The sequence below is a fragment of the Shewanella nanhaiensis genome, from assembly GCF_019457885.1.
GTDB lineage: Bacteria > Pseudomonadota > Gammaproteobacteria > Enterobacterales > Shewanellaceae > Shewanella > Shewanella nanhaiensis.
The window spans coordinates 324860-343731 of sequence record NZ_JAHZST010000002.1 but is presented as its reverse complement, the minus strand read 5'-3'; the positions used below and the strand labels follow the sequence as shown (position 1 = coordinate 343731).

Here is an 18872-nt window from a genome sequence, read left to right as displayed (position 1 = left end):
GGAAAATTGAAGTCGAGTTTAACAGGAGAAACTTGAATACTTACTGAACCTGCAACAGCTTGTTATTTATTTTCCATGGCTTCACATTGAAAGCCTTGTCGGCTCGAGTCAAAACGGCATCTGAGACCACACTCCCAAGGTGCTTGTTCGAATTTTGCGGAGGTTTCAATTGAGTATGCTCGACAGGAGGTATAATCGTTAAAGTCATCAAGTTTCTTATATCTGCCTGATTCATAACCTTGGGTATAGACAAATGAGGACCAGCTCTCGGGCTGCTCTTTTTGATTTGTGGGACCGATTAGGTAGAGGGTTACCCCCAAAGCTAGAAATATGACTAGAGTTAGCAGTGACATTTGCGCTGTTTTCATTTTATGAGTTTCATAATCTAGAATGAACTTAGTCCGCCATTCTATGTCTCCTTAAAGCATGGGGATACATTTTTTATCTAGATAAGCTAGTCTGTTTTTAATTTGTTACTGTTTTGTAGGTATGGCGTTGTATACAGCTGACTAGTCACTAATTGTTTTGCATTAAGCTAATGTTCAGGTTATTAATCGTACACTTTAATGCATAAGCTTAGTAACCGATAACCTTTTGGAGGTTCATATGAAGTTAACGTATTTACTATTAGCGGGAGTGATGGCTTCTGGTGCTGTTGTTGCCGCAGATGAGGCGGTAGAAAACCCAGTCACCGAGAAAGGGGTGGTGAAGATAGAATGGAAAGATCCTAAAAGTTTTCGCGATGTGAAAGCGGCAAGCGATATTCAGTCACGCTATGAGATGCGTACTTTTGAAACGCTGACCAAGAACTTAAACAAAGAGGCAAGCAAGATCTTAAAGCCTAATCAAAAGCTTGAGATGCAGGTGACCGACCTTGATCTTGCCGGCGATGTGAGACCCACTTTTGGTGCCACCACATCAGATATTCGAGTCATTAAGGATATCTACCCACCACGTATTACCTTTACCTACACGGTTACTCAAGATGGTAAAACTGTGATGGCTGGTGATGAGAAGCTGACTGACCTAGGATTTATGCACTCGATTGGTCGTATGAACGAAAAGCCAACTCGCTATGAGTCTAAATTGCTGGCTGATTGGCTGAAGAAGTCTGTCGCGCCGCAACTTTAATACCATACTCGACTATCTCTATTTTATACTGATTGAAACTATAACAGGCTAAAGGAGCTAACCGCTTTTTTAGCCTGTTTTTTTGCATCCGCACTATAGATAGAAAGTTCATGGGCGTTTGCCCCTGAGGTAATAGCGGGTGAGAGTAGCCCAACACAGAGACCAATTAAGTCGAACTCACATGCTTGTCCTAAACGATCTTCGGCTTGCATCTTCTTAGTCTGCCAATGTTCATTGGAATAAAATAACCGCTTTTTTTGATCAAAATCGATAAGCACTTGCTGACAAACAGACTGTATATTTTTACTTGTGCTGATGATGACAAAGTCATCGCCACCCACATGGCCGATAAAGTTATCACTGTTGTGGTGTGACTCGAGTATTCCAGACACCTCTAAAATGACCTCATCGCCACGACAAAAACCATAGATATCATTGTAAGGCTTGAAGTTGTTAAGATCGAAGTAGGCAAGATAAAATGGCTTTTTCTGTTGCTTAAGTCGTTTTATCTCCTCCTGAATTGGAATATTACCGGGAAGCCCTGAAAGGGGGTTAGCGTGACGAGCTAGCTTAATTCTCTGCTCGGTTAGCAGCTGTAAAAGATCTTTGGTATGACCTATTCCTAGCAGTTTATTGTGACGCATAATAATAAACTCTTGTGCCATAAAGCTGCTGTTTTGTGCCGTTAAAGATTGGCTTACTAGGGAGATAGGGGAGGCTGCATCAACCGTGACAACTTGAGTATTCATCACCTCTATGGCGATTCGATTTTCATGAAGGGCACGGCCGTAGGGAGTACTAAATAGCTCCAGAAGTTGGGCGCGGCTGACTAAGCCTTGAGGCTTAGACTGCCCCAATATGACGATACTTTGTAGGCTGGGTTGAGCGATAAAGATATCGCTTAGCTGTTTTAACTTGGTCTCAGAGGATGCTGTTTCAGCTTGATTACAGAGGCTCTCTGCAGATTCTGCGTAGCGTATCTGCTTCTTTACTGGCTCTTGATGAATATGAGCTTCTATTTTACCGTTAGGATTTTTATCAGGCATACCAAGTAGATAACCTTGGCAATATACAATCCCAAGTTGTTTCAATATTGCCAACTCCTCCTGTGTCTCTATCCCTTCGGCAATCACCTGACAGGTTAGATTTTGGCAAAGCTCGATAATGGAGCGGACAAACTCCTGTTTCACTGTAGATTGATCTATCTGATGGATAAAGTGGCGATCTATTTTTACATAGTCTGGTGCTAGCTCAGACCAGAGGCGTAACCCGGAATATCCGGTCCCAAGATCATCAATGGCAGTAAGGAAGCCCTGATTGCGATAGTGGTTTAAACATGACTTTAGCATGTCGATGTCATCGGCTGGATACTGCTCTGAAAGTTCTATCACTACCTGAGAAGGTGAAAGCCCTAGCTCCTGTACCAGACTTAATGTCATCCCTTTTGCGTGGTTTGGTTCCAGTAAGGCTTTAGGTGAGATATTGATAAATAGCTTGCCAGCTAATCGCTTTGTTTTAAATTGATTGATAGAGATGCTACGACATAAACCCTCTAACTCGGAAAGTTTTCCTTGATTTTCAGCGGTTTGAAATAGTGGCACTGGAGAGTATAGAGGGCTATGGGCAGGTCCTCTGCTTAAGGCTTCATAACCATGTAAGCTATGATTATTAATATTGAAAATAGGTTGAAATAGAGCATCTATCTGTTTTTTCTCTATAACCTTATTTAGCTCTTTCCCTAGATTGATAGCAGACATGCTCACCTCCTTTATTTAAAACAGAGGGGAGCATATGACACTTGAGTGACAGTAAGATGACAAGCTTATGTTAAGTTGTTCACCGTACTATCTGTTGGCGGGCTTATTTAGCTTGATCTTTAAAGGCCTGTAGAGTCTGGAGTAATACACCCAGTTTTCTGACAAATTGCTCTAATGCTGCAGGAAGTTGTTCTGGATCTGTGGGTATTTTTTCAAGTTCGCTGGCTAACTCTTCAACATAAGGCTTGAATCGATTACTTCGTGTTGAAAAGCCTTCATCCTGTGTAAAGATGGTGTTGAACTTTGCATGGCCCGCTTTTTTTAGCTCGTCAAGCTTGCTATCTGCATCGATCGATTTGCGATAGGCTGTTTGTAAATTCTCTTTTAGTTGTTCAAGAACACGTGTGTGTGGCATAACAGCCTCTCATTCATAAAAATTAATTGTCGCGATTATAAGGGGCGAAGATGATAGCAACAAGTCAGTTGAAGTTAATACTTGCAGTAGTGTGGGGCGCTTGCGTAGGGATTAGTTTCTCTGTAGAGGCATCACCTGAGGATAGGCCGCCTTTTTATCAAGTTGATTATAAAGGAGAAACCTCATATCTGCTTGGCTCCATTCATATAGGAAAAGCGGATTTTTACCCAATGGCCCCTCAAATTGAATCACTGTTTGAGTCTGCGGGCTCTCTGGTTGTTGAGGCCGATACAACCAATGCCGATATCAATGCATTGATCAATAAATATGGTATTAAATCTGTGCCTGCGGATATCAAAACTCAAACTGCATTAGAGAGCTATTGCCGCCCTATGGAACAAATGTGTAGGGCGATGAGTGGGTTTGCGCCCTGGTTGCAATCGATGCAGTTTGGCGTGGCTAGGTTCGAAGCTTTAGGCTATACCGCAAACTATGGTGTAGAGCAGAGGTTTATCTCAAAAAATCGTGATAGACCACTTTTGGAACTTGAAAGCACAGAGTTTCAATTTAGCTTGATGTCATCTTTTGATGACAAAACTCAGTGGAAGATGGTGAAAGAGACAATAGAAGCACCTGATGATGAGATGTTGGCTTTAGTTGATGCGTGGCGAAGTGGCGATGCCACAGAGCTTAATGTTTTGATGGAGGAGAGCATGATCGATAACGGTGATGTTGAGATGGTCGAGAAGATACTCTGGCACCGTAATGTGGGGATGGCGGAAAAAATTGGTGAGTTAATGCAAGATAAACAGACTATTCAACCTCTGTTTATCTTAGTGGGAGCTGGTCATGTGGTTGGCCCTAAGAGTATTGTGCAGGAGTTGCTTAAGAGGGGGGCTAAAGTTAAGAACTGCTGGGAGCTTAGCTGTTTATGATAACTAGCAGCGTACTCTAAACTTAAATTACCCTATTTAAAATATGGTTTTGGACATTTACTTACGTCTGATTGGGGTAACAAGCGTTATCTTGTCTATACTTTCAGGTGCAGGTCTCTACATTTTATTTAATATCCGATACATTTCTTAGCTCACCAGCAAGGAGGCTGAATGACGGCATTGGTTATCCCCACATCCACTAAAGGCTTTGAAGAGATCCCAAGGAAATGGGACAACAAACACAATAAAATTGTTGCTCGTGTCGATCCCGGTGCATTTTATATCACAGCGCAAGATGAGTACGTGTTCACTCGACTGGGTTCATGTGTTGCAGCCTGTATCTGGGATCCTCTCCTTGGTATTGGTGGATTGAACCATTTTCTTTTGCCTGAAAGGGAGTTAAATGAGGATTGGCATGAGTTAATGAGCTTCTCGTGCCGATATGGCAACTTCGCCATGGAGCAGTTGATCAACGGTATATTGACACTGGGTGGTCAGAGACAAAGGCTAAGGGCGAAAATTTTTGGTGGAGCCCAGATGGGTAAAGAAACGGTACTGAATGTTGGTCGTTCAAATATTGAGTTTGTGAAAAACTACTTGCACATGGAGGGGATAGAGATAGAAAGTGAAGAGTTAGGTGGAGTTTGGCCAAGAAAGGTGCTCTTTCACCCCAATAGCGGAAAAGTATTACTTAAGCGTCTTCCTGCTAGCGGTATACGTGAGATGGAGAAGGAGGAGAAGGTTTACCTTAAAGATATTGTGAAGGAGCAGGCTGAAAGCAAGGTTGAACTTTTTGATTAAAGCTATGTAGTTGCTGGTTAATTTAGTCATGTTTTTCAAAGTCTGACCTTCTATCTTATTGATATATAAGTGTTAGCTCAAATCTAGGACAAACTTAATCATTTTGGGTATAATCGCCGGCTTGATATCAGGTAGGTGGGTTGAAATTTGAACGCGTCGGTGAGTGCAGAAAAAGAGTATTTGGTTGAGCTGAAGGCGATGCCTTCTCTGTTTTCTCTATATAGAAAGATCTTCTTTGATCGTAAGCCTGGTTGGGATAATCAAGCCCTGCCACAGATCCAAGTTAATACTCAAGGCGTGACGTTATCAACTAAAAAAGTGAGTGATTATGCCTCGGTCTGTGGATTTCAATTCGATGGCAAGTCACTACCATTGACCTATCTATATGTGATGGCGTTTCGTCTCCATGCCGTTATATTTACCCATAATGCGGTCACCTTCCCCCTATTAGGAATGATCCATCTCAAAAACAGTATCACTCAGCATAGACAGCTAAATGTCGATGAAACATTCGATCTAGAGTGCGTCTTGATTGGTAGTCAGCTTACCGATGCGGGGCTTGAGTTTGAGTTGGTCTCTAGAGCTAGGGTTGATGGTGAGTTAGTCTGGGAGTCACTCTCAACGTATTTGTATCGTGTTGAGAGTACGACACGTCGTGTGCGTCCACCTAAAGCGAATGCCATGGTTTGGGAATTGCCAGAGTCTTGGTCTCTAGCCGACGATCTCGGGCGTAAATACGCTAAAGCATCTGGTGATTATAATTTGATCCACCTGCATCCATTTCTATCTAAGCGATTTGGTTTTGAGCGTGTGCTTGCCCACGGCATGTGGTCTAAGGCGCGTTGTATTGCCCAGATGATGCCACAAATTGGTGAACGTCCCTGCAAGGTTGATGTAGCATTTAAATTGCCTCTATTTATGCCGGCAGATGTTAGCTTTGCTGTAGAAAGTAGCGAAGATCAATTAGTGTTTGAACTTCGTGATGCTCGTGGCCGCCGACCGCACCTTTCTGGTCAGATAAGTTTTCTATAAAGCACAAATGAATCGCTAGTGTAATTGAGAGGGCGCCGATGGCGCCCTTTTTTATTTATATTAGTATCAGGGTACGCTATGGCCTGTTGATGCTTCCCAAATACTAAACCACTCCTGCTTATCTAGTTTGATCTCTTTAGATTTTATTGCACTCTGTATTCGCTGTAGTTTACCACTTCCGATAATGGGTTTAGGTTTAGAGGGGAGTGCAGCTATCCAAGCGTAGATGATCTGACTGATATCTTGAGTTTGATGACTATCAGCAACACGGTGAAGTGCTTTCCTTAACCTGACTGCTTGAGCATTTTGACCCGTTATTATCTCTCCTCCCCCCAAACAGAACCAGGCCATAGGTGTGATCCTATATTGCTGACATTGATCTAAGGTTCCGTCATGCAGACTTGTCATATTTGCTGGCGATATTTCAACTTGGTTGGTCACGAGCTGAATACCTAGTGGGGTTAACCTAGATTGCAACAGCTCGAACTGTGTCGTGCTAAAGTTAGATACACCAAAATTCAGTACCTTACCTGATTGTTGAAGGTGTTTGAAAGCGTGGGCAACATCATCTGCATTCATTAATGGGTCGGGGCGGTGAATTAACAGAAGATCTAAGTGATCCGTATTGAGTCTAGTTAGTGAGTTTTCCACTGAGTTTAAAAGGTGATCTCTACTAGTATCATAGTGGTTAACGTAACGTTCGGGTGTCGAGTCAAAGGCGGGCTTAATACCGCATTTACTGATCAATTGTAGCTTTGAACGTAAGCTAGGTTTGAGTGATAGAGCTTCACCAAAAAGAGCCTCACACTGCATCTGGCCGTAGATGTCTGCATGGTCCATAGTCGTTACACCCAGCTCTAGGTATTGCTCAATTAATGCCAACCTTTGTTGTATAGAGTAATCCCAACTCGCTAACCTCCAAAAACCTGCGATAAAGTCTGACATCTCAAATTGGTTACTCATTATTACCCCTGCCCGTGATTCCTGTGAGTTTGATAGGATATTGATAATATATTGATTTGGATTAGATCACATTTTTTTGATTTAGATTTATAAAAGTCTAATTAAGCATCATAAATGGATTTTAGCTATTTTTCTTCTCCTTAGGATCGCCTAATATTCGACGCAATTAAAAATATAATTCCCTACTCTTCTCTATTTAAAGGAGCCAAAGAATGCTCACGGATATTGAAATCTCTCGTCAGGCTACACCTCAACCTATTAGCGATATTGCCAAGAAATTTGGTATTAAAAAGGATGAGTTATCTCAGTTTGGTGATGCTAAAGCTAAAGTAAAGCTCTCTATATTGGACCGTGTTAAGGACAATGTGGAGGGGAAGTTAGTGATAGTCACTGCGGTAACGCCAACTCCATTTGGTGAAGGTAAAACTGTCACGAGTATAGGTTTGACTCAAGGGCTAAATGCCATTGGTAGAAAAACCTGTGCTTGTATTCGTCAGCCCAGCATGGGGCCTGTTTTTGGCATTAAAGGTGGTGCCGCTGGAGGTGGTTACTCTCAAGTTATCCCAATGGAAGAGATGAACCTCCACCTCACCGGAGATATTCATGCTGTTAGCAGCGCGCATAATTTAGCGGCAGCCGCTATCGATGCAAGACTGTTTCATGAATCAAGATTGCCGGCTGATGAGTTTACCCAGCAGTCGGGAAGTACCCCTTTAGATATCGACCCTGAGCAGATCCTTTGGCGTCGTGTGGTTGATCATAATGAACGTAGTTTACGCAACATTACTGTAGGTCTTGGTGATATCAATGGCCCCGTTCATGCCTCTGGTTTTGATATTACCGCAGCTTCTGAGTTAATGGCTATTTTGGCGCTCAGCCATGACTTAAAGGATATGCGTAAACGTATTGGCCGTTTAGTGCTAGCACTAGATAAACAAGCTCAGCCTATCACTGCGGAGATGCTAGGGGTTGCAGGTGCCATGACGGTGATTATGAGCAGTGCCATCGAGCCAACTCTAATGCAGACTTTGACTGGGGATCCCTGTTTAATTCATGCGGGCCCCTTTGCCAATATCGCTCATGGTAATTCATCGATTATTGCGGACAGAATTGCGCTCAAACTTGCAGACTTTGTAGTCACAGAGGGAGGTTTTGGCTCAGACATGGGCTTTGAGAAGTTCTGTAATATCAAAGTGAGAGAGTCAGGAAAGGCTCCAGATGCAGCGGTTTTAGTTGTGACGTTGAAAGCGTTAAAAGCCAACTCGGGTATTGAGTCTAAGCAGGATATTAACTTGCCTGATCAAGCTCGTTTAGAAGCTGGATTCCTTAATCTTAAATGGCACATGGATAATGTCAGTCAATATGGCGTTCCTGTCGTGGTAGCGCTTAATCGTTTTCCTAGTGACACCCAAGAGGAGCTTGAGTGGTTGAAGAGGGAAGTGATGTCAGCTGGTGCCTTTGGTTGCGAGATTAGTGACGCCTTTAGTTTAGGGGCTAACGGAGCCGAAGCTTTGGCTCGCAAAGTTGTTGAAGCAACCGAGCAAGACTCTGATTTTCATCTGCTCTATTCAAGTGATGCAAGCATTGAAGCAAAACTGCTCACCATCGCTGAGTCTGGATATGGTGCGAGGGGGATCGTTTTATCCGATGAAGCTAAAGCGCAGCTGGAGCAGATCAAAGCCATGGGGCTTGATAATCTGGCGGTATGTATCGCTAAGACACCACTCTCAATCAGCCATGACCCACTGCTAAAAGGTGTGCCTCAAGGGTTTGAACTACCTATTGCCCAGTTAAAGATAAATGCTGGTGCTGGGTTCATTACCGCTTTAGTCGGTAAGGTGATGACTATGCCTGGCTTAGGGATTAAACCTGGTTATCTTAATATCGACATCAATGAGCGGGATGAGATTGTCGGCTTAGCTTAACAGCGTTTGAAATTTACCGTTTAAAAAAGGGGCCGGATATCAGATCCGGCCCCTTTTTAGGTATAGACTTATACGCTTTCTTGATAGATGTGAATATCGCGCTGAGGGAATGGAATACTGATATTCTCAGCATCGAAACGCATCTTCACTGTGCGTGTGATATCCCAGTAAACATCCCAATAATCTTCCGGTTTGGCCCATGGACGAACAACGAAATCGACAGAAGACTCACCTAGAGTGTGTAGCTTAATCGTAGGCTCTGGTGTTTTAAGAACCTTAGGATGTGCCATGATGATCTCATTCAGTACCTTCTCTGTCTTCTCGATATCATCGCTATAGCCAATACCAAAGGTCATATCTACACGTCTTTGATGCTCGACAGTGATGTTGTTGATGGTATCACCCCAAATCTTGTTATTTGGAATGATAAGTCTCTGATTGTCCAGTGTCTTAATTGTGGTAGACACTAAGCTCATATGGCTGACTTTACCTGTTACGCCAGCTGCATTGATCAGATCGCCAACATCATAAGGACGGTAGACCAATATCATCATGCCAGATGCAAAGTTAGATAGAGTATCTTGCAGTGCAAAACCGATAATCACACCGGCCACACCGAAACCTGCTAGCAGAGGCGCTAACTCGATCCCCAGTTGAGACAGGGCAATTAAGACACCTAAAGTGAAGGTTGCCTTGCCTGAGAGTGAGATAAAGAACTCTTGAAGTAGCACGCTAAACTTAAGCTTTGAGTTACTGACGGCTTTTCTGACTAACTTCTGAACGGCTTTACCAATCAAAGAGGCTGCCACTAAGATCAGAACAAAAATAAACAACTTAAAGACGATCCCTGGACCATTCTCTATTAAGTAGTTTTGTGCAGATGTGAGCCATTGCTCGAATAGGCTGCTGGCTACATCGATATTAAGCACATCTTGGGTGATATCCCCTGAACTCTTAAATAGGGTCTCCTTCATGTCCGCTGTATCTTGGCCTAAAATATCGAGGAGATGAATAGCAACACCTAAGCTTGAACTGGCGTAAGATAAGCGCTCTTTGAGTTCAGTGACATTGAGTGTTTGCTCTGCTGTTACATCTTTACCCGCTAGACTGACCTCTTTAACCGCTTGCTTTAACTTATCTTGGGTGTACTGAACAAAGCTATTGAAGCCGTCTGCTCGAGCGATAAGATTCTTGGTCAGCTGTGCTGTTTGGTCACCAGTATCTAGCTCTAAAGTCTTCGCCCAGCCAAGTACGTCCAGGTAAGCTTGTAACTGTTGATCACGCTCAGCTTCCAACATCGAAAGTTGCATCATGATCTTGTTATCATCGCCCTTACCAAGTTGTCCCTGAAGAGTCGCAATCTTAGTCTTGAAGTAGTTATCGACTTTACCGATAAAGATAAGGTGACTTTTAATGATTGGGCTAAGCATCTCTTTATTAAGAGCAGGCTCACTCATCAGCTCTTTAAGCCTTTCATGAAGCAGTTCGGTATTCTGCTTAATCTTATACTCAGTAAAGTTGGTGAGTTCACCGTGGGTTTTGCTGAGTAGTGCGACATCATGCTGAATAGAGGTTTGTAGTGATATCAGTTCACTGGATGTATCTGCTTGGGCTGGTAAGCTACTAAGCCCTACAATAGCAAGCATTATCAAGGCGATTATGCGATGCATAAATAAATTCCTAAAACAAAAATTTTCGCTATTTTATCCCCACTTCACCTTAGTGTAAATTCCCTTATTCAATAGGGGTTATTAGCAAAATGTATAAATAATTTTTCTATTGAATATTCTGTTAAACTTCACGCTTATTCCGCAAGTTCTTAAAGAGAGTCAAGCTGTGTTGTGTGCCCATTGTAGTAAGTTTTTTGGTGTGAATGATGTTAAAAATCAGCGTGGTAAAGGCTTTGGTGCGCAACTCCAATGTCCCCATTGTGATGCTTGGCTTGGGAAGAGTCCTCTGCTATCTCGATTTAAGATGTTAGGTTTTTATCTTGCCGTTGTGGCATTGGCTTATGGTTATTTCACACCTGAGATGCGCAGTTTAACCACACCGATAGCCATTTTAGCTGTGATGGTCTTGTTGGTTAGCCATATGATGGATCACTTAAAAGTGGTTGAAGCACCTGAGAAACTTGATATTGATGATAGTGAGCATAGGCAAAAATATCGTTAACATAGCAACAAGGGCTATGCCTCTAAATTATTGAAGGAGATGAGTGCACTTATCTTTAGCGAATTAAAATCAATCTCATTGATCTACCTTGGTAGCCCAGACATTTAGCTGAAAGCACCTAGTTTAATGACGCTTATATTATGTAATATTAAGCTAAATATCGGTGCTCTCAAACCTGACTGTCAGGAAAAGTCTCTTATCGGTTATTCGATAACCTGAACTTGCGCTTCAAGTGCCATATCTACGTAGTAGATCCCACCGCCAATCGCGATGAAGAAAAGCGTTGTCCAAATGATCATTTTGCCGTTTTCACGTAGGAACTCTAACATTTTACATTACTCCATCTAGGTTGAGTGGTTAAACCATAGGTATGAATTGGTGGACGCTATGTGTTAATTTTAGTCATCTGTCCTTAAGTCAGTATTAATTTAACAGAGAAATAAAGTGACCTTAGTCCTGTTTATATCAGGGTTATTTACTAAATTTAATGGTAAATACGAACTATTTTTATTATAGGTGTAACTTGACTTAGGTTAGCGTTTGTATCAAATTGAACGCGTTTTTGTTTAGTTTAAGTGTTGATGGTGTTTTTTTATGGTCAAAAATAGCGTTAGACGAGGTATAGCAATATGGCTTTCAGCCCTATTGATCTGCCTGTCGTTTGCCGCTTCTGCCCATAGTGTTGAACATATCAATGATGGTGGCGCACAGAATCACTGTACGCTCTGTTTTCATAAACATCAGCTAAACAAACTACTCCCTACTCACCATTTTGGCTTGGCTGTGAGTCTTCAAACCTTTGAAGTGAGCCTAGTTAATTTTGATGAAAAGATCTCTCAACATACCCGTTTTTTCAACAGCCGCGCCCCTCCTGTATCAGCTTAATATCAATTTCCAGCGAATTTAGAACTGCTCTATTTCTGTCTGCCTATGGCTGGCTCAGAAAATAGAGTCACCCTGTAGATGCATGACAGTGCTTGGCAATCCTATTATCTGGAGTGCTAGCTGGGTGTATCTAACATTCTCTGGTCAGATTGATATCAATTACATGATTTAGAAATATCGATTAACTATTTTAAGTTTTTGATTTTATTCACTGTTCCAAAGAGAACAGAGAATGGCTGTATTTTGGAGAAACAAATGAGAGTTACTAATTTCCGCGTATCACACGTGGCTGCTGCCTGTGCACTAATTTCTACTTCAGCTTTTGCTGAAAATCCGACACTGACAAACCCAGCGATTAGTGCCGTACTTGACGGTTACTATCAAAATACCGAGCGCCCTATGGCAGAGCGTGTTGAAGGTTTTGGTTTAGGGCATACCGAGTTAGCCCTGAGCGCCAATGTTGATGATATGTTTTACGGTAAGTTAACCGCCGTTGTTGAGATACATGAAGGTGAAACTGAGCTAGGAATTGAGGAAGCCTTTATTCAAACTCTGGCTATGCCAGGTGGATTCTCCATTCGTGCAGGTCGCTTCCTCTCCGATGTGGGTTATCTGAATAATCAGCACGTACACACAGATGCATTTTCTGACAGACCTGCGGCGTACCGCGCCTTCTTAGGCAGCCATTATTTTGATGATGGTGTTCGTTTTAACTATGTTGCACCGACAGATCTTTATTGGGCGATGGGCGTTGAGGCATTTAAAGGTGACAGTATGCGTGCCGCCGATGAGCATAACGAGCGTGAGTATGAGGAGCTAGGTGTTTACACTGCTTATACTAAGTTCGGTGGTGATATCGGTGCTAACGGTTCTTGGCAGGCTGGCCTGAGTTATATGCGCAATGAAAATGGGCGCATGACAGCCGATGAGCATGATGATCATGAAGAGGAAGAGAGTGGACATGATCATGGTCATGAACATAGCCATAGCGCCCAGTATACAGGTGAAAATACCTATATTGCTGATTTCGTTTATAAATGGGCTCCCAATGGCAACTATAAATATCAACACCTGACGCTAAGTGGTGAGTATTTTAAGGTCACTGATTTTACGCCGCTTGAGGAGCATGGCCACGATGAGCATGATCACGAGCATGAAGTGGGGCAAGGCGTTGATGATCAACAAGGTTGGTATTTAAGTGGGGTATACCAGTTCTCACCTAATTGGTCTGCGGGTCTACGTTATGGTGAAGTGGAAACTCAAGAGATGCATGGCGATCATTTCGACCCTCAGAAGCTGAAAGAGACAGAGGTTAGTTTAGCTTGGCACCACAGCCATTTCTCAACGGTTCGTCTGCAATATACTAATCAGAAAGGCACTAACTTTGATGGTATCGAAGATGATAACGTCATTACTCTTCAATATGTTATGACTTTGGGGGCTCACGGTGCGCATCAATTCTAATCTAGCTAAAGCCGCTGCACTTGCGCTCACCCTAGGCTATTCGAGTCTAGCGAGTGCCGAACTGAATATTTTTGCTTGTGAACCTGAGTATGCCGCATTGGCGAAAGAGTTAGCACCCGATGCTAAGATCTATTCGGCGACAACGGCGATGCAAGATCCACATCAGGTTCAAGCAAGACCGAGTTTAATTGCTAAGATGCGACAGGCCGATCTCGCTATCTGTGCTGGCGCCGATCTGGAGGTAGGTTGGTTGCCTATGTTGCAGATGAAGTCATCTAATGCCAAGGTGAGATCGACGGATCAAGGGTTATTTTTTGCCGCCGATCATATCGATACTTTAGACAAATTGGCATCAGTAGATCGCAGCATGGGAGATGTTCATGCCCAGGGAAACCCGCATCTGCACTTCTCTCCACAGAGAGTCTTGAAGGTCGCTGAAGCCTTGAGTCAAAAGCTTATCTCCCTCGACCCTAGCTCCAAAGCGCAATACCAATCAGCTTTACGTGAGTTTAGCGCCAAATGGAATCAAGCTATTATTCAATGGGAGGCGAAAGCAGCACCATTAAAAGGTAAGAAAGTTATCGCTTACCACTCTAGCTTTCGATACCTATTTAACTGGATTGGCATAGAGCAAGTTGGAGATCTGGAGCCTAAGCCAGGCTTGCCACCTAGCAGCAGTCATCTTGCCAGCTTACTTAAACGTACCGAAGTTGGTGATGTGATGGCGATTATTGTTGCCTCTTATCAGAGCGAGCGAGGTGCCGAGTGGCTAGGGGAGCGTGCTAATCTACCTGTGGTTGTTTTGCCTATGTCAGTTGGTGGCAACAGCCAGAGTCAAGATCTGTTTAGCCTCTATGACAGTGTCATTGAGCTGCTGTTAAATTTAAAACAGTAATACCAATTAGCATAAGCCCTTAGTTTAGATCTCGGTGCTATCTGGGCCGAGATCGATTCTATTTACTTTATGAGTATTTATTATGTTTGATACTGACTTACTCTCAATCCTATTCCCCGCCTTTGTTGCGGGGATTTTGGTCTTGTCTACCCATGTGGTACTTGGTCAGCAAGTGTTGAAACGTGGCATTATCTTTATCGATCTGGCGATCGCTCAAGTTGCAGCTTTAGGTGCAATAGTGGCTCACCTTAACCATGATATTGAACATTTGCCCTATTCTCACGTGTGGATGCCTGCACTATTTGCGCTTGCTGGCGCGGGATTTATCGCATGGTTATCGAAGCGAATGGCTGATGAGTTAGAAGCGATTATTGGTTGTTTCTATGTGTTAGCGGCTGTGGCTGCTATGTTATTGCTCTCAAATGACCCCCATGGAGCGGAGATGTTGAAGCAATTGATGTCGGGTCAGATCCTCTGGGTTAACTGGTCTCAACTCATACTGCCAGCGAGTGTTTCTGCCTGTATTTTACTGCTTATCTCGATTAAACCTGCGCTGCTAGATGGACGTGGTTTCTATATCATGTTTGCCTTAGTTATCACGCTTTCAGTTGAGTTGGTCGGGGTCTATTTAGTCTTTAGTACGTTAATTTTGCCAGCTTTGGCTGTTAACAAGTATCAAGCTAGGTTCCGTTTGCCGGCCGCTTATGCCGTTGGTCTTGTTGGTTATATCTCAGGGTTGGTCTTATCTGCGAGTTTCGATCTTCCCAGTGGTGCGGCAATTGTTGCCACTTTGGCGATAAGTACCATTCTGTTTAGACTCGTTTTGGGTAGGAAAGCGCAGCCAGAAAAGAAACCAAGAAAAATTAATCCGGAATTAAACCAAGGTTAATATTGATCGACTACACTCCCTAGTGCTTGACGATGCTGATGGGTAATAAACGTTCAGGCTACAAGTGTAAAAACATTTTATTGAGTCGTATCATCTTGCTGGCTATACTGTCGCCATTGGTACCGAGGGAGTGAGTTGTGCTTTTAATCCTTAGATCGTTAGTTTTAGCAGTAATGTTGCTGCTAGCATTTGTTTTTGGTGGTCTTTTTTGTTTAATTAGGCCAAGACATCGTGACAATGTACACATGTTCGCTAAAATTTTCTCCTACGCAGCACCTGTATTAGGCATTAAGGTTATTGTACGTAAAGCAAACGTAGCGACAACTGAGCCTTGTGTGTTTCTGGCAAACCATCAAAATAATTTTGATATGTTTACCCACACAGCAGCCGTGCCTAAAGGGACTGTGAGTTTAGGCAAGAAGAGTTTGGCTTGGGTTCCATTTTTTGGTCAAATCTACTGGTTGTCAGGTAATATTCTTATCGACAGAAAGAACCGTAGTAGAGCCTTTGAAACGATGGCGCAAACTGCCAAGAAGATTAAAGACAAGTGTCTCTCTATCTGGATCTTCCCCGAAGGCACTCGCTCTCGTGGTAAAGGCCTACTGCCATTCAAGTCTGGGGCTTTTCATACAGCCATAGAGGCTGGTGTGGCTATGGTGCCTGTATTGGCATCTAATCAAGGCCATATCAAGTTGAATCGCTGGAATAATGGCGTGGTGATTATTGAGATGATGGAGCCTATTGAAACAAAAGGGTTGGCGAAATCTCAGGTTAAAGAGTTATCCAAACGCATCCATGCAATGATGTCGACTCGGTTAACTCAGCTGGATCAGGAAGCCTCCGCCTTAATGGCTAAGTAGCTCTGTTCAGCTTAGTGATAAAGCCTCCGTTTTATGGGGGCTTTTTTGTGTCTGTACTTGCCAATGCAAGCTTGAAGTGGTTTACCTTGGGTGTATAATCCCAGCAGATTTTTTTATTGGGAGTTATCTATGTCAATTGATCGTTTACTTAAGGCGCAGAAGCAAGAAAATCAGGAGATAGTAACAGCTATCTTAGATGATGGTTCTCATCCTGATGCTGAGTACACAATTGAACACCATTTCTCATCGAATAACTTTGACCGTTTAGAAAAAGCGGCTGTCGATGCATTTAAGGCAGGCTTTGAAGTCAGTGATGCTGAAGAGATGGAGCTCGAAGATGGCTCAGTTATCTACTGTTTCGATGCTATCGCTAATCATCTGTTAGATGTTGAGCTTCTGGATAAGGCATGTGAATCTCTGCTGTTACTAGCTGCTAAGCAGAAGGTGGATTATGACGGTTGGGGTACCTACTTTATCGATGAAGATGGTATGGAGATCCGTGAAGACGACTTTGAAGAAGACGATGATGGCTTCGAAGAGCAAGGTAAAAGATCTCTTCATTAATACCAATTGGTATATGATAGGTTGAATTATAAACAAAAATGCCCGTCAAGATGGGCATTTTTATTGAGTATCCACAACTGATTACTCCTGTTTATAGATAACGCACTTATTTCGTCCTGTCTCTTTGGCGGTGTAGAGAGCTTCATCGGCATAATTAAGCCACTGGCCGCTGTTCTCTAACTCATCTTGGATATCACATATTCCGATGCTAACCGTGACATTAATGGTTTGATCTTCATAGACGAGTGCGGTCTCCTCGATCTTCTTCCTCAGTCGTTCGGCAAATTGAAGAGCATCGGTTGCTGAGGTTTTAGCAAGTACCACAGAGAACTCTTCACCACCGTAACGACCTGCACAATCGGTTTCTCGTAAAGATTGTTTTAGGAGGTGGGAGATATGTTGAATCACTTTATCACCGATAGTATGACCGTAGTTGTCATTCACCTTCTTAAAGTCATCGATATCAAACATGACTAAACTGGTTTCATCACCGTAGCGAGCATGCCTGTCAAACTCTCTCTGCATGCACTGTTGCCAGTGACGGCGATTATGTAGCTGGGTGAGCCCGTCGGTTTGACTTAAGTACTCTAAACGCTCATTGGCGCCTTTGAGTTGCAATCTATTGATAGCCACATCGGTAACATCATAGACGATCATACTTATATGGGTTATCTGGCCTGTCAGTGATGAGAGTGGGAGCAGGGTGACATTTTGGTACATGAAGTCTGCTCGACCTGTGATGGGGCGGTAGTTTTTAAACTTAAAGATGTATGGACGCTGCTCCCAGCTAATAAAGGCACGGTTTTTAAGGAGAAATACCGATTCCATCTTCTGTTTTAACCAGGTGGATGGGAGATCGTCGAACTGTTCGAACAGGTTCTTATCTTTAATGGAGTTAGGAGAGATACCGCTATGGTTCTCCATAAATCCGTTCCAAAGCTGGATATTAAAGTTCTTATCAAGGACGACTAAGCCGACCTCAATGGTCTGAACCATATCGATCAGCCAGTGGAGTTCGTTCATTGCGCTTTGGTCATGTGACATAAACTAATCCAACTTATTCTAACAGGTAGCCGAGCTTAAAATTAAGCGTCGGTAGTGAGTCTTCAGTAAACAGTAGGAGAAGATCGCACTGAATATCATGATCTTCGATTCGATAGTTGATCTCCATCGCTAATGTTCTAGACCACTTTTCTGAATTATCATGGATAAGATCGTTTACGGTGCAGTGACGACCTAGTACAACAGGGTGGCTCTGGCTGAACTTCATATGAAGCTGTTCAGAGATCCCGTTGAGGAAAGCGCCGATCAATACATTGCCTGTATCTATCATCACCTCCATCTCTGTGTTGGTATCTTCTGGGTTCGCGAGTCCCATGAGTTTTGCCATATCTTTAAATGAGGAGTCATGGAATAGCAACAGTGCCTCTCCCGCGATGCCTGCGCCGATAAAGCCCTGACAGAGTGCAGACACTTTACTATGCTCCTCTGTGGCTTTTAGCGTCATGGTGAGCTCGCTAACTTCGAGAACATTAACATTAGGGATGGGGAGTAGAACGAAAACATCAAGCAGTTTGGCGAGTAGATCGGCGGCGCGTCCCATTGCAACATTCGCGATCTCTTGACAGGCATCACGAAGATCAACCTTGATCATTGGGCTATCAGCCACGCCTTCACCTAGGGCTATGGTTAAGATCCCATACTCTTGAAGAATATTGCTGATGGCATCGGCACTGACAGGTTTCTGAATAAAGTCTAATGCACCTAGTGCTTTAACTCTTTCATGTGCCTTGATCTGAATGTCGCCTGAGACAACGATAACGAGCGCGGGAAGATCTTCTCTTTGAATGATCTCTAAAACTTCATAGCCATCCATAACCGGCATATTGAGATCGAGAAAAACCACTTCGCCTTTACCGGCTTTAATCGCTTCGATCCCCTCTGCACCATTATTAGCAAAGGTAATATCGACCTCCCACTCTTTAGGGAGTGTTCTGGCCATCTGCTTTCTGGCAAGCGCTGAATCGTCACATATGAGTACTGGGATTGGCATTTTTCTATTAACATCCTAATCTGCCCATATATTCAAAGATAACACTTATTAGTGAACTCGCCCGTTCAATCGATGAAAAATATTGCAGTTTTTGTTTTTGTTTTTAGAGTTCAATCTAAGTGAAATCTTAT

General features: G+C 43.1%; 20 protein-coding genes. 12 read left to right on the top strand and 8 right to left on the bottom strand.

Going from position 1 to position 18872, the window contains the following annotated elements; all coding sequences use genetic code 11:
* Positions 1 to 62: 62 nt before the first annotated feature.
* Positions 63 to 368, bottom strand: coding sequence for a hypothetical protein (locus K0625_RS03805; protein WP_220108444.1), 306 nt, complete (start codon positions 366 to 368; stop codon positions 63 to 65).
* 238 nt (positions 369 to 606) lie between these two features.
* On the opposite strand from K0625_RS03805, the gene K0625_RS03800 reads away from it, so the two are divergent.
* The gene (locus K0625_RS03800) at positions 607 to 1131 is read left to right on the top strand and encodes a DUF3016 domain-containing protein (RefSeq protein ID WP_220108443.1); all 525 of its coding nucleotides are present in this window, start codon (positions 607 to 609) and stop codon (positions 1129 to 1131) included.
* Positions 1132 to 1169: 38 nt separating this feature from the next.
* Here K0625_RS03800 and K0625_RS03795 read toward each other — a convergent pair whose 3' ends face one another.
* Entirely contained in the window at positions 1170 to 2888 is a 1719-nt protein-coding gene (locus K0625_RS03795) for a GGDEF domain-containing protein (protein ID WP_220108442.1), read from the bottom strand.
* A gap of 103 nt (positions 2889 to 2991) precedes the next feature.
* Positions 2992 to 3303, bottom strand: a complete 312-nt coding sequence (locus K0625_RS03790; protein WP_220108441.1) for a prephenate dehydrogenase — start codon at positions 3301 to 3303, stop codon at positions 2992 to 2994.
* A 50-nt stretch (positions 3304 to 3353) separates the two neighbouring features.
* On the opposite strand from K0625_RS03790, the gene K0625_RS03785 reads away from it, so the two are divergent.
* From K0625_RS03785 to K0625_RS03775, 3 genes are all read left to right on the top strand, one after another.
* Positions 3354 to 4238 (top strand): TraB/GumN family protein, encoded by an 885-nt coding sequence (locus K0625_RS03785; protein WP_220108440.1) that lies wholly within the window; start codon positions 3354 to 3356, stop codon positions 4236 to 4238.
* A gap of 171 nt (positions 4239 to 4409) precedes the next feature.
* The gene (locus K0625_RS03780) at positions 4410 to 5039 is read left to right on the top strand and encodes a chemoreceptor glutamine deamidase CheD (protein ID WP_220108439.1); all 630 of its coding nucleotides are present in this window, start codon (positions 4410 to 4412) and stop codon (positions 5037 to 5039) included.
* A gap of 198 nt (positions 5040 to 5237) precedes the next feature.
* Complete coding sequence (locus K0625_RS03775) at positions 5238 to 6071, top strand: MaoC/PaaZ C-terminal domain-containing protein (RefSeq protein WP_220108594.1); 834 nt, start codon at positions 5238 to 5240, stop codon at positions 6069 to 6071.
* A 66-nt stretch (positions 6072 to 6137) separates the two neighbouring features.
* On the opposite strand, the gene K0625_RS03770 is transcribed toward K0625_RS03775, so the two are convergent.
* Positions 6138 to 7034 carry an aldo/keto reductase gene (locus K0625_RS03770; RefSeq protein WP_220108438.1) on the bottom strand — a complete coding sequence of 299 codons (897 nt, stop codon included), beginning with the start codon at positions 7032 to 7034 and terminating at the stop codon, positions 6138 to 6140.
* Positions 7035 to 7246: 212 nt separating this feature from the next.
* Between K0625_RS03770 and K0625_RS03765 the strand changes: the two genes are divergently transcribed.
* Complete coding sequence (locus K0625_RS03765; RefSeq protein ID WP_220108437.1) at positions 7247 to 8959, top strand: formate--tetrahydrofolate ligase; 1713 nt, start codon at positions 7247 to 7249, stop codon at positions 8957 to 8959.
* A gap of 68 nt (positions 8960 to 9027) precedes the next feature.
* Here K0625_RS03765 and K0625_RS03760 read toward each other — a convergent pair whose 3' ends face one another.
* Positions 9028 to 10629 (bottom strand): mechanosensitive ion channel family protein, encoded by a 1602-nt coding sequence (locus tag K0625_RS03760; RefSeq protein ID WP_220108436.1) that lies wholly within the window; start codon positions 10627 to 10629, stop codon positions 9028 to 9030.
* Positions 10630 to 10795: 166 nt separating this feature from the next.
* Here K0625_RS03760 and K0625_RS03755 point away from each other — a divergent pair, with 166 nt between their 5' ends.
* Positions 10796 to 11131, top strand: a complete 336-nt coding sequence (locus K0625_RS03755) for a hypothetical protein (protein ID WP_220108593.1) — start codon at positions 10796 to 10798, stop codon at positions 11129 to 11131.
* A 203-nt stretch (positions 11132 to 11334) separates the two neighbouring features.
* On the opposite strand, the gene K0625_RS24655 is transcribed toward K0625_RS03755, so the two are convergent.
* Positions 11335 to 11460: a hypothetical protein gene (locus K0625_RS24655; protein ID WP_012326915.1), complete on the bottom strand. Its 126-nt coding sequence runs from the start codon at positions 11458 to 11460 to the stop codon at positions 11335 to 11337.
* Positions 11461 to 11725: 265 nt separating this feature from the next.
* On the opposite strand from K0625_RS24655, the gene K0625_RS03750 reads away from it, so the two are divergent.
* The 6 genes from K0625_RS03750 to rraB all read left to right on the top strand — a co-directional run bounded on the left by K0625_RS03750 (position 11726) and on the right by rraB (position 16688).
* A complete protein-coding gene (locus tag K0625_RS03750) occupies positions 11726 to 12016 on the top strand; it encodes an ABC-type zinc uptake system zinc chaperone (protein WP_220108435.1) in 291 nt (96 codons plus the stop codon).
* 255 nt (positions 12017 to 12271) lie between these two features.
* Positions 12272 to 13480, top strand: coding sequence for a hypothetical protein (locus K0625_RS03745; protein ID WP_220108434.1), 1209 nt, complete (start codon positions 12272 to 12274; stop codon positions 13478 to 13480).
* A complete protein-coding gene (locus K0625_RS03740) occupies positions 13464 to 14375 on the top strand; it encodes a metal ABC transporter solute-binding protein, Zn/Mn family (RefSeq protein ID WP_220108433.1) in 912 nt (303 codons plus the stop codon). The genes K0625_RS03745 and K0625_RS03740 overlap by 17 nt, the downstream gene beginning before the upstream one ends.
* A gap of 82 nt (positions 14376 to 14457) precedes the next feature.
* Positions 14458 to 15264 (top strand): metal ABC transporter permease, encoded by an 807-nt coding sequence (locus K0625_RS03735; RefSeq protein WP_220108432.1) that lies wholly within the window; start codon positions 14458 to 14460, stop codon positions 15262 to 15264.
* A 137-nt stretch (positions 15265 to 15401) separates the two neighbouring features.
* Entirely contained in the window at positions 15402 to 16124 is a 723-nt protein-coding gene (locus tag K0625_RS03730; RefSeq protein WP_220108431.1) for a 1-acylglycerol-3-phosphate O-acyltransferase, read from the top strand.
* 129 nt (positions 16125 to 16253) lie between these two features.
* On the top strand, positions 16254 to 16688 hold the full coding sequence (rraB, locus tag K0625_RS03725; protein ID WP_220108430.1) for a ribonuclease E inhibitor RraB: 435 nt from the start codon (positions 16254 to 16256) through the stop codon (positions 16686 to 16688).
* A gap of 81 nt (positions 16689 to 16769) precedes the next feature.
* Here the strand turns inward: rraB and K0625_RS03720 are convergent, their stop codons facing one another.
* Positions 16770 to 17732 carry a sensor domain-containing diguanylate cyclase gene (locus K0625_RS03720; RefSeq protein WP_220108429.1) on the bottom strand — a complete coding sequence of 321 codons (963 nt, stop codon included), beginning with the start codon at positions 17730 to 17732 and terminating at the stop codon, positions 16770 to 16772.
* A gap of 13 nt (positions 17733 to 17745) precedes the next feature.
* Positions 17746 to 18741, bottom strand: a complete 996-nt coding sequence (locus K0625_RS03715) for a response regulator (protein ID WP_012326907.1) — start codon at positions 18739 to 18741, stop codon at positions 17746 to 17748.
* Positions 18742 to 18872 lie beyond the last annotated feature (131 nt).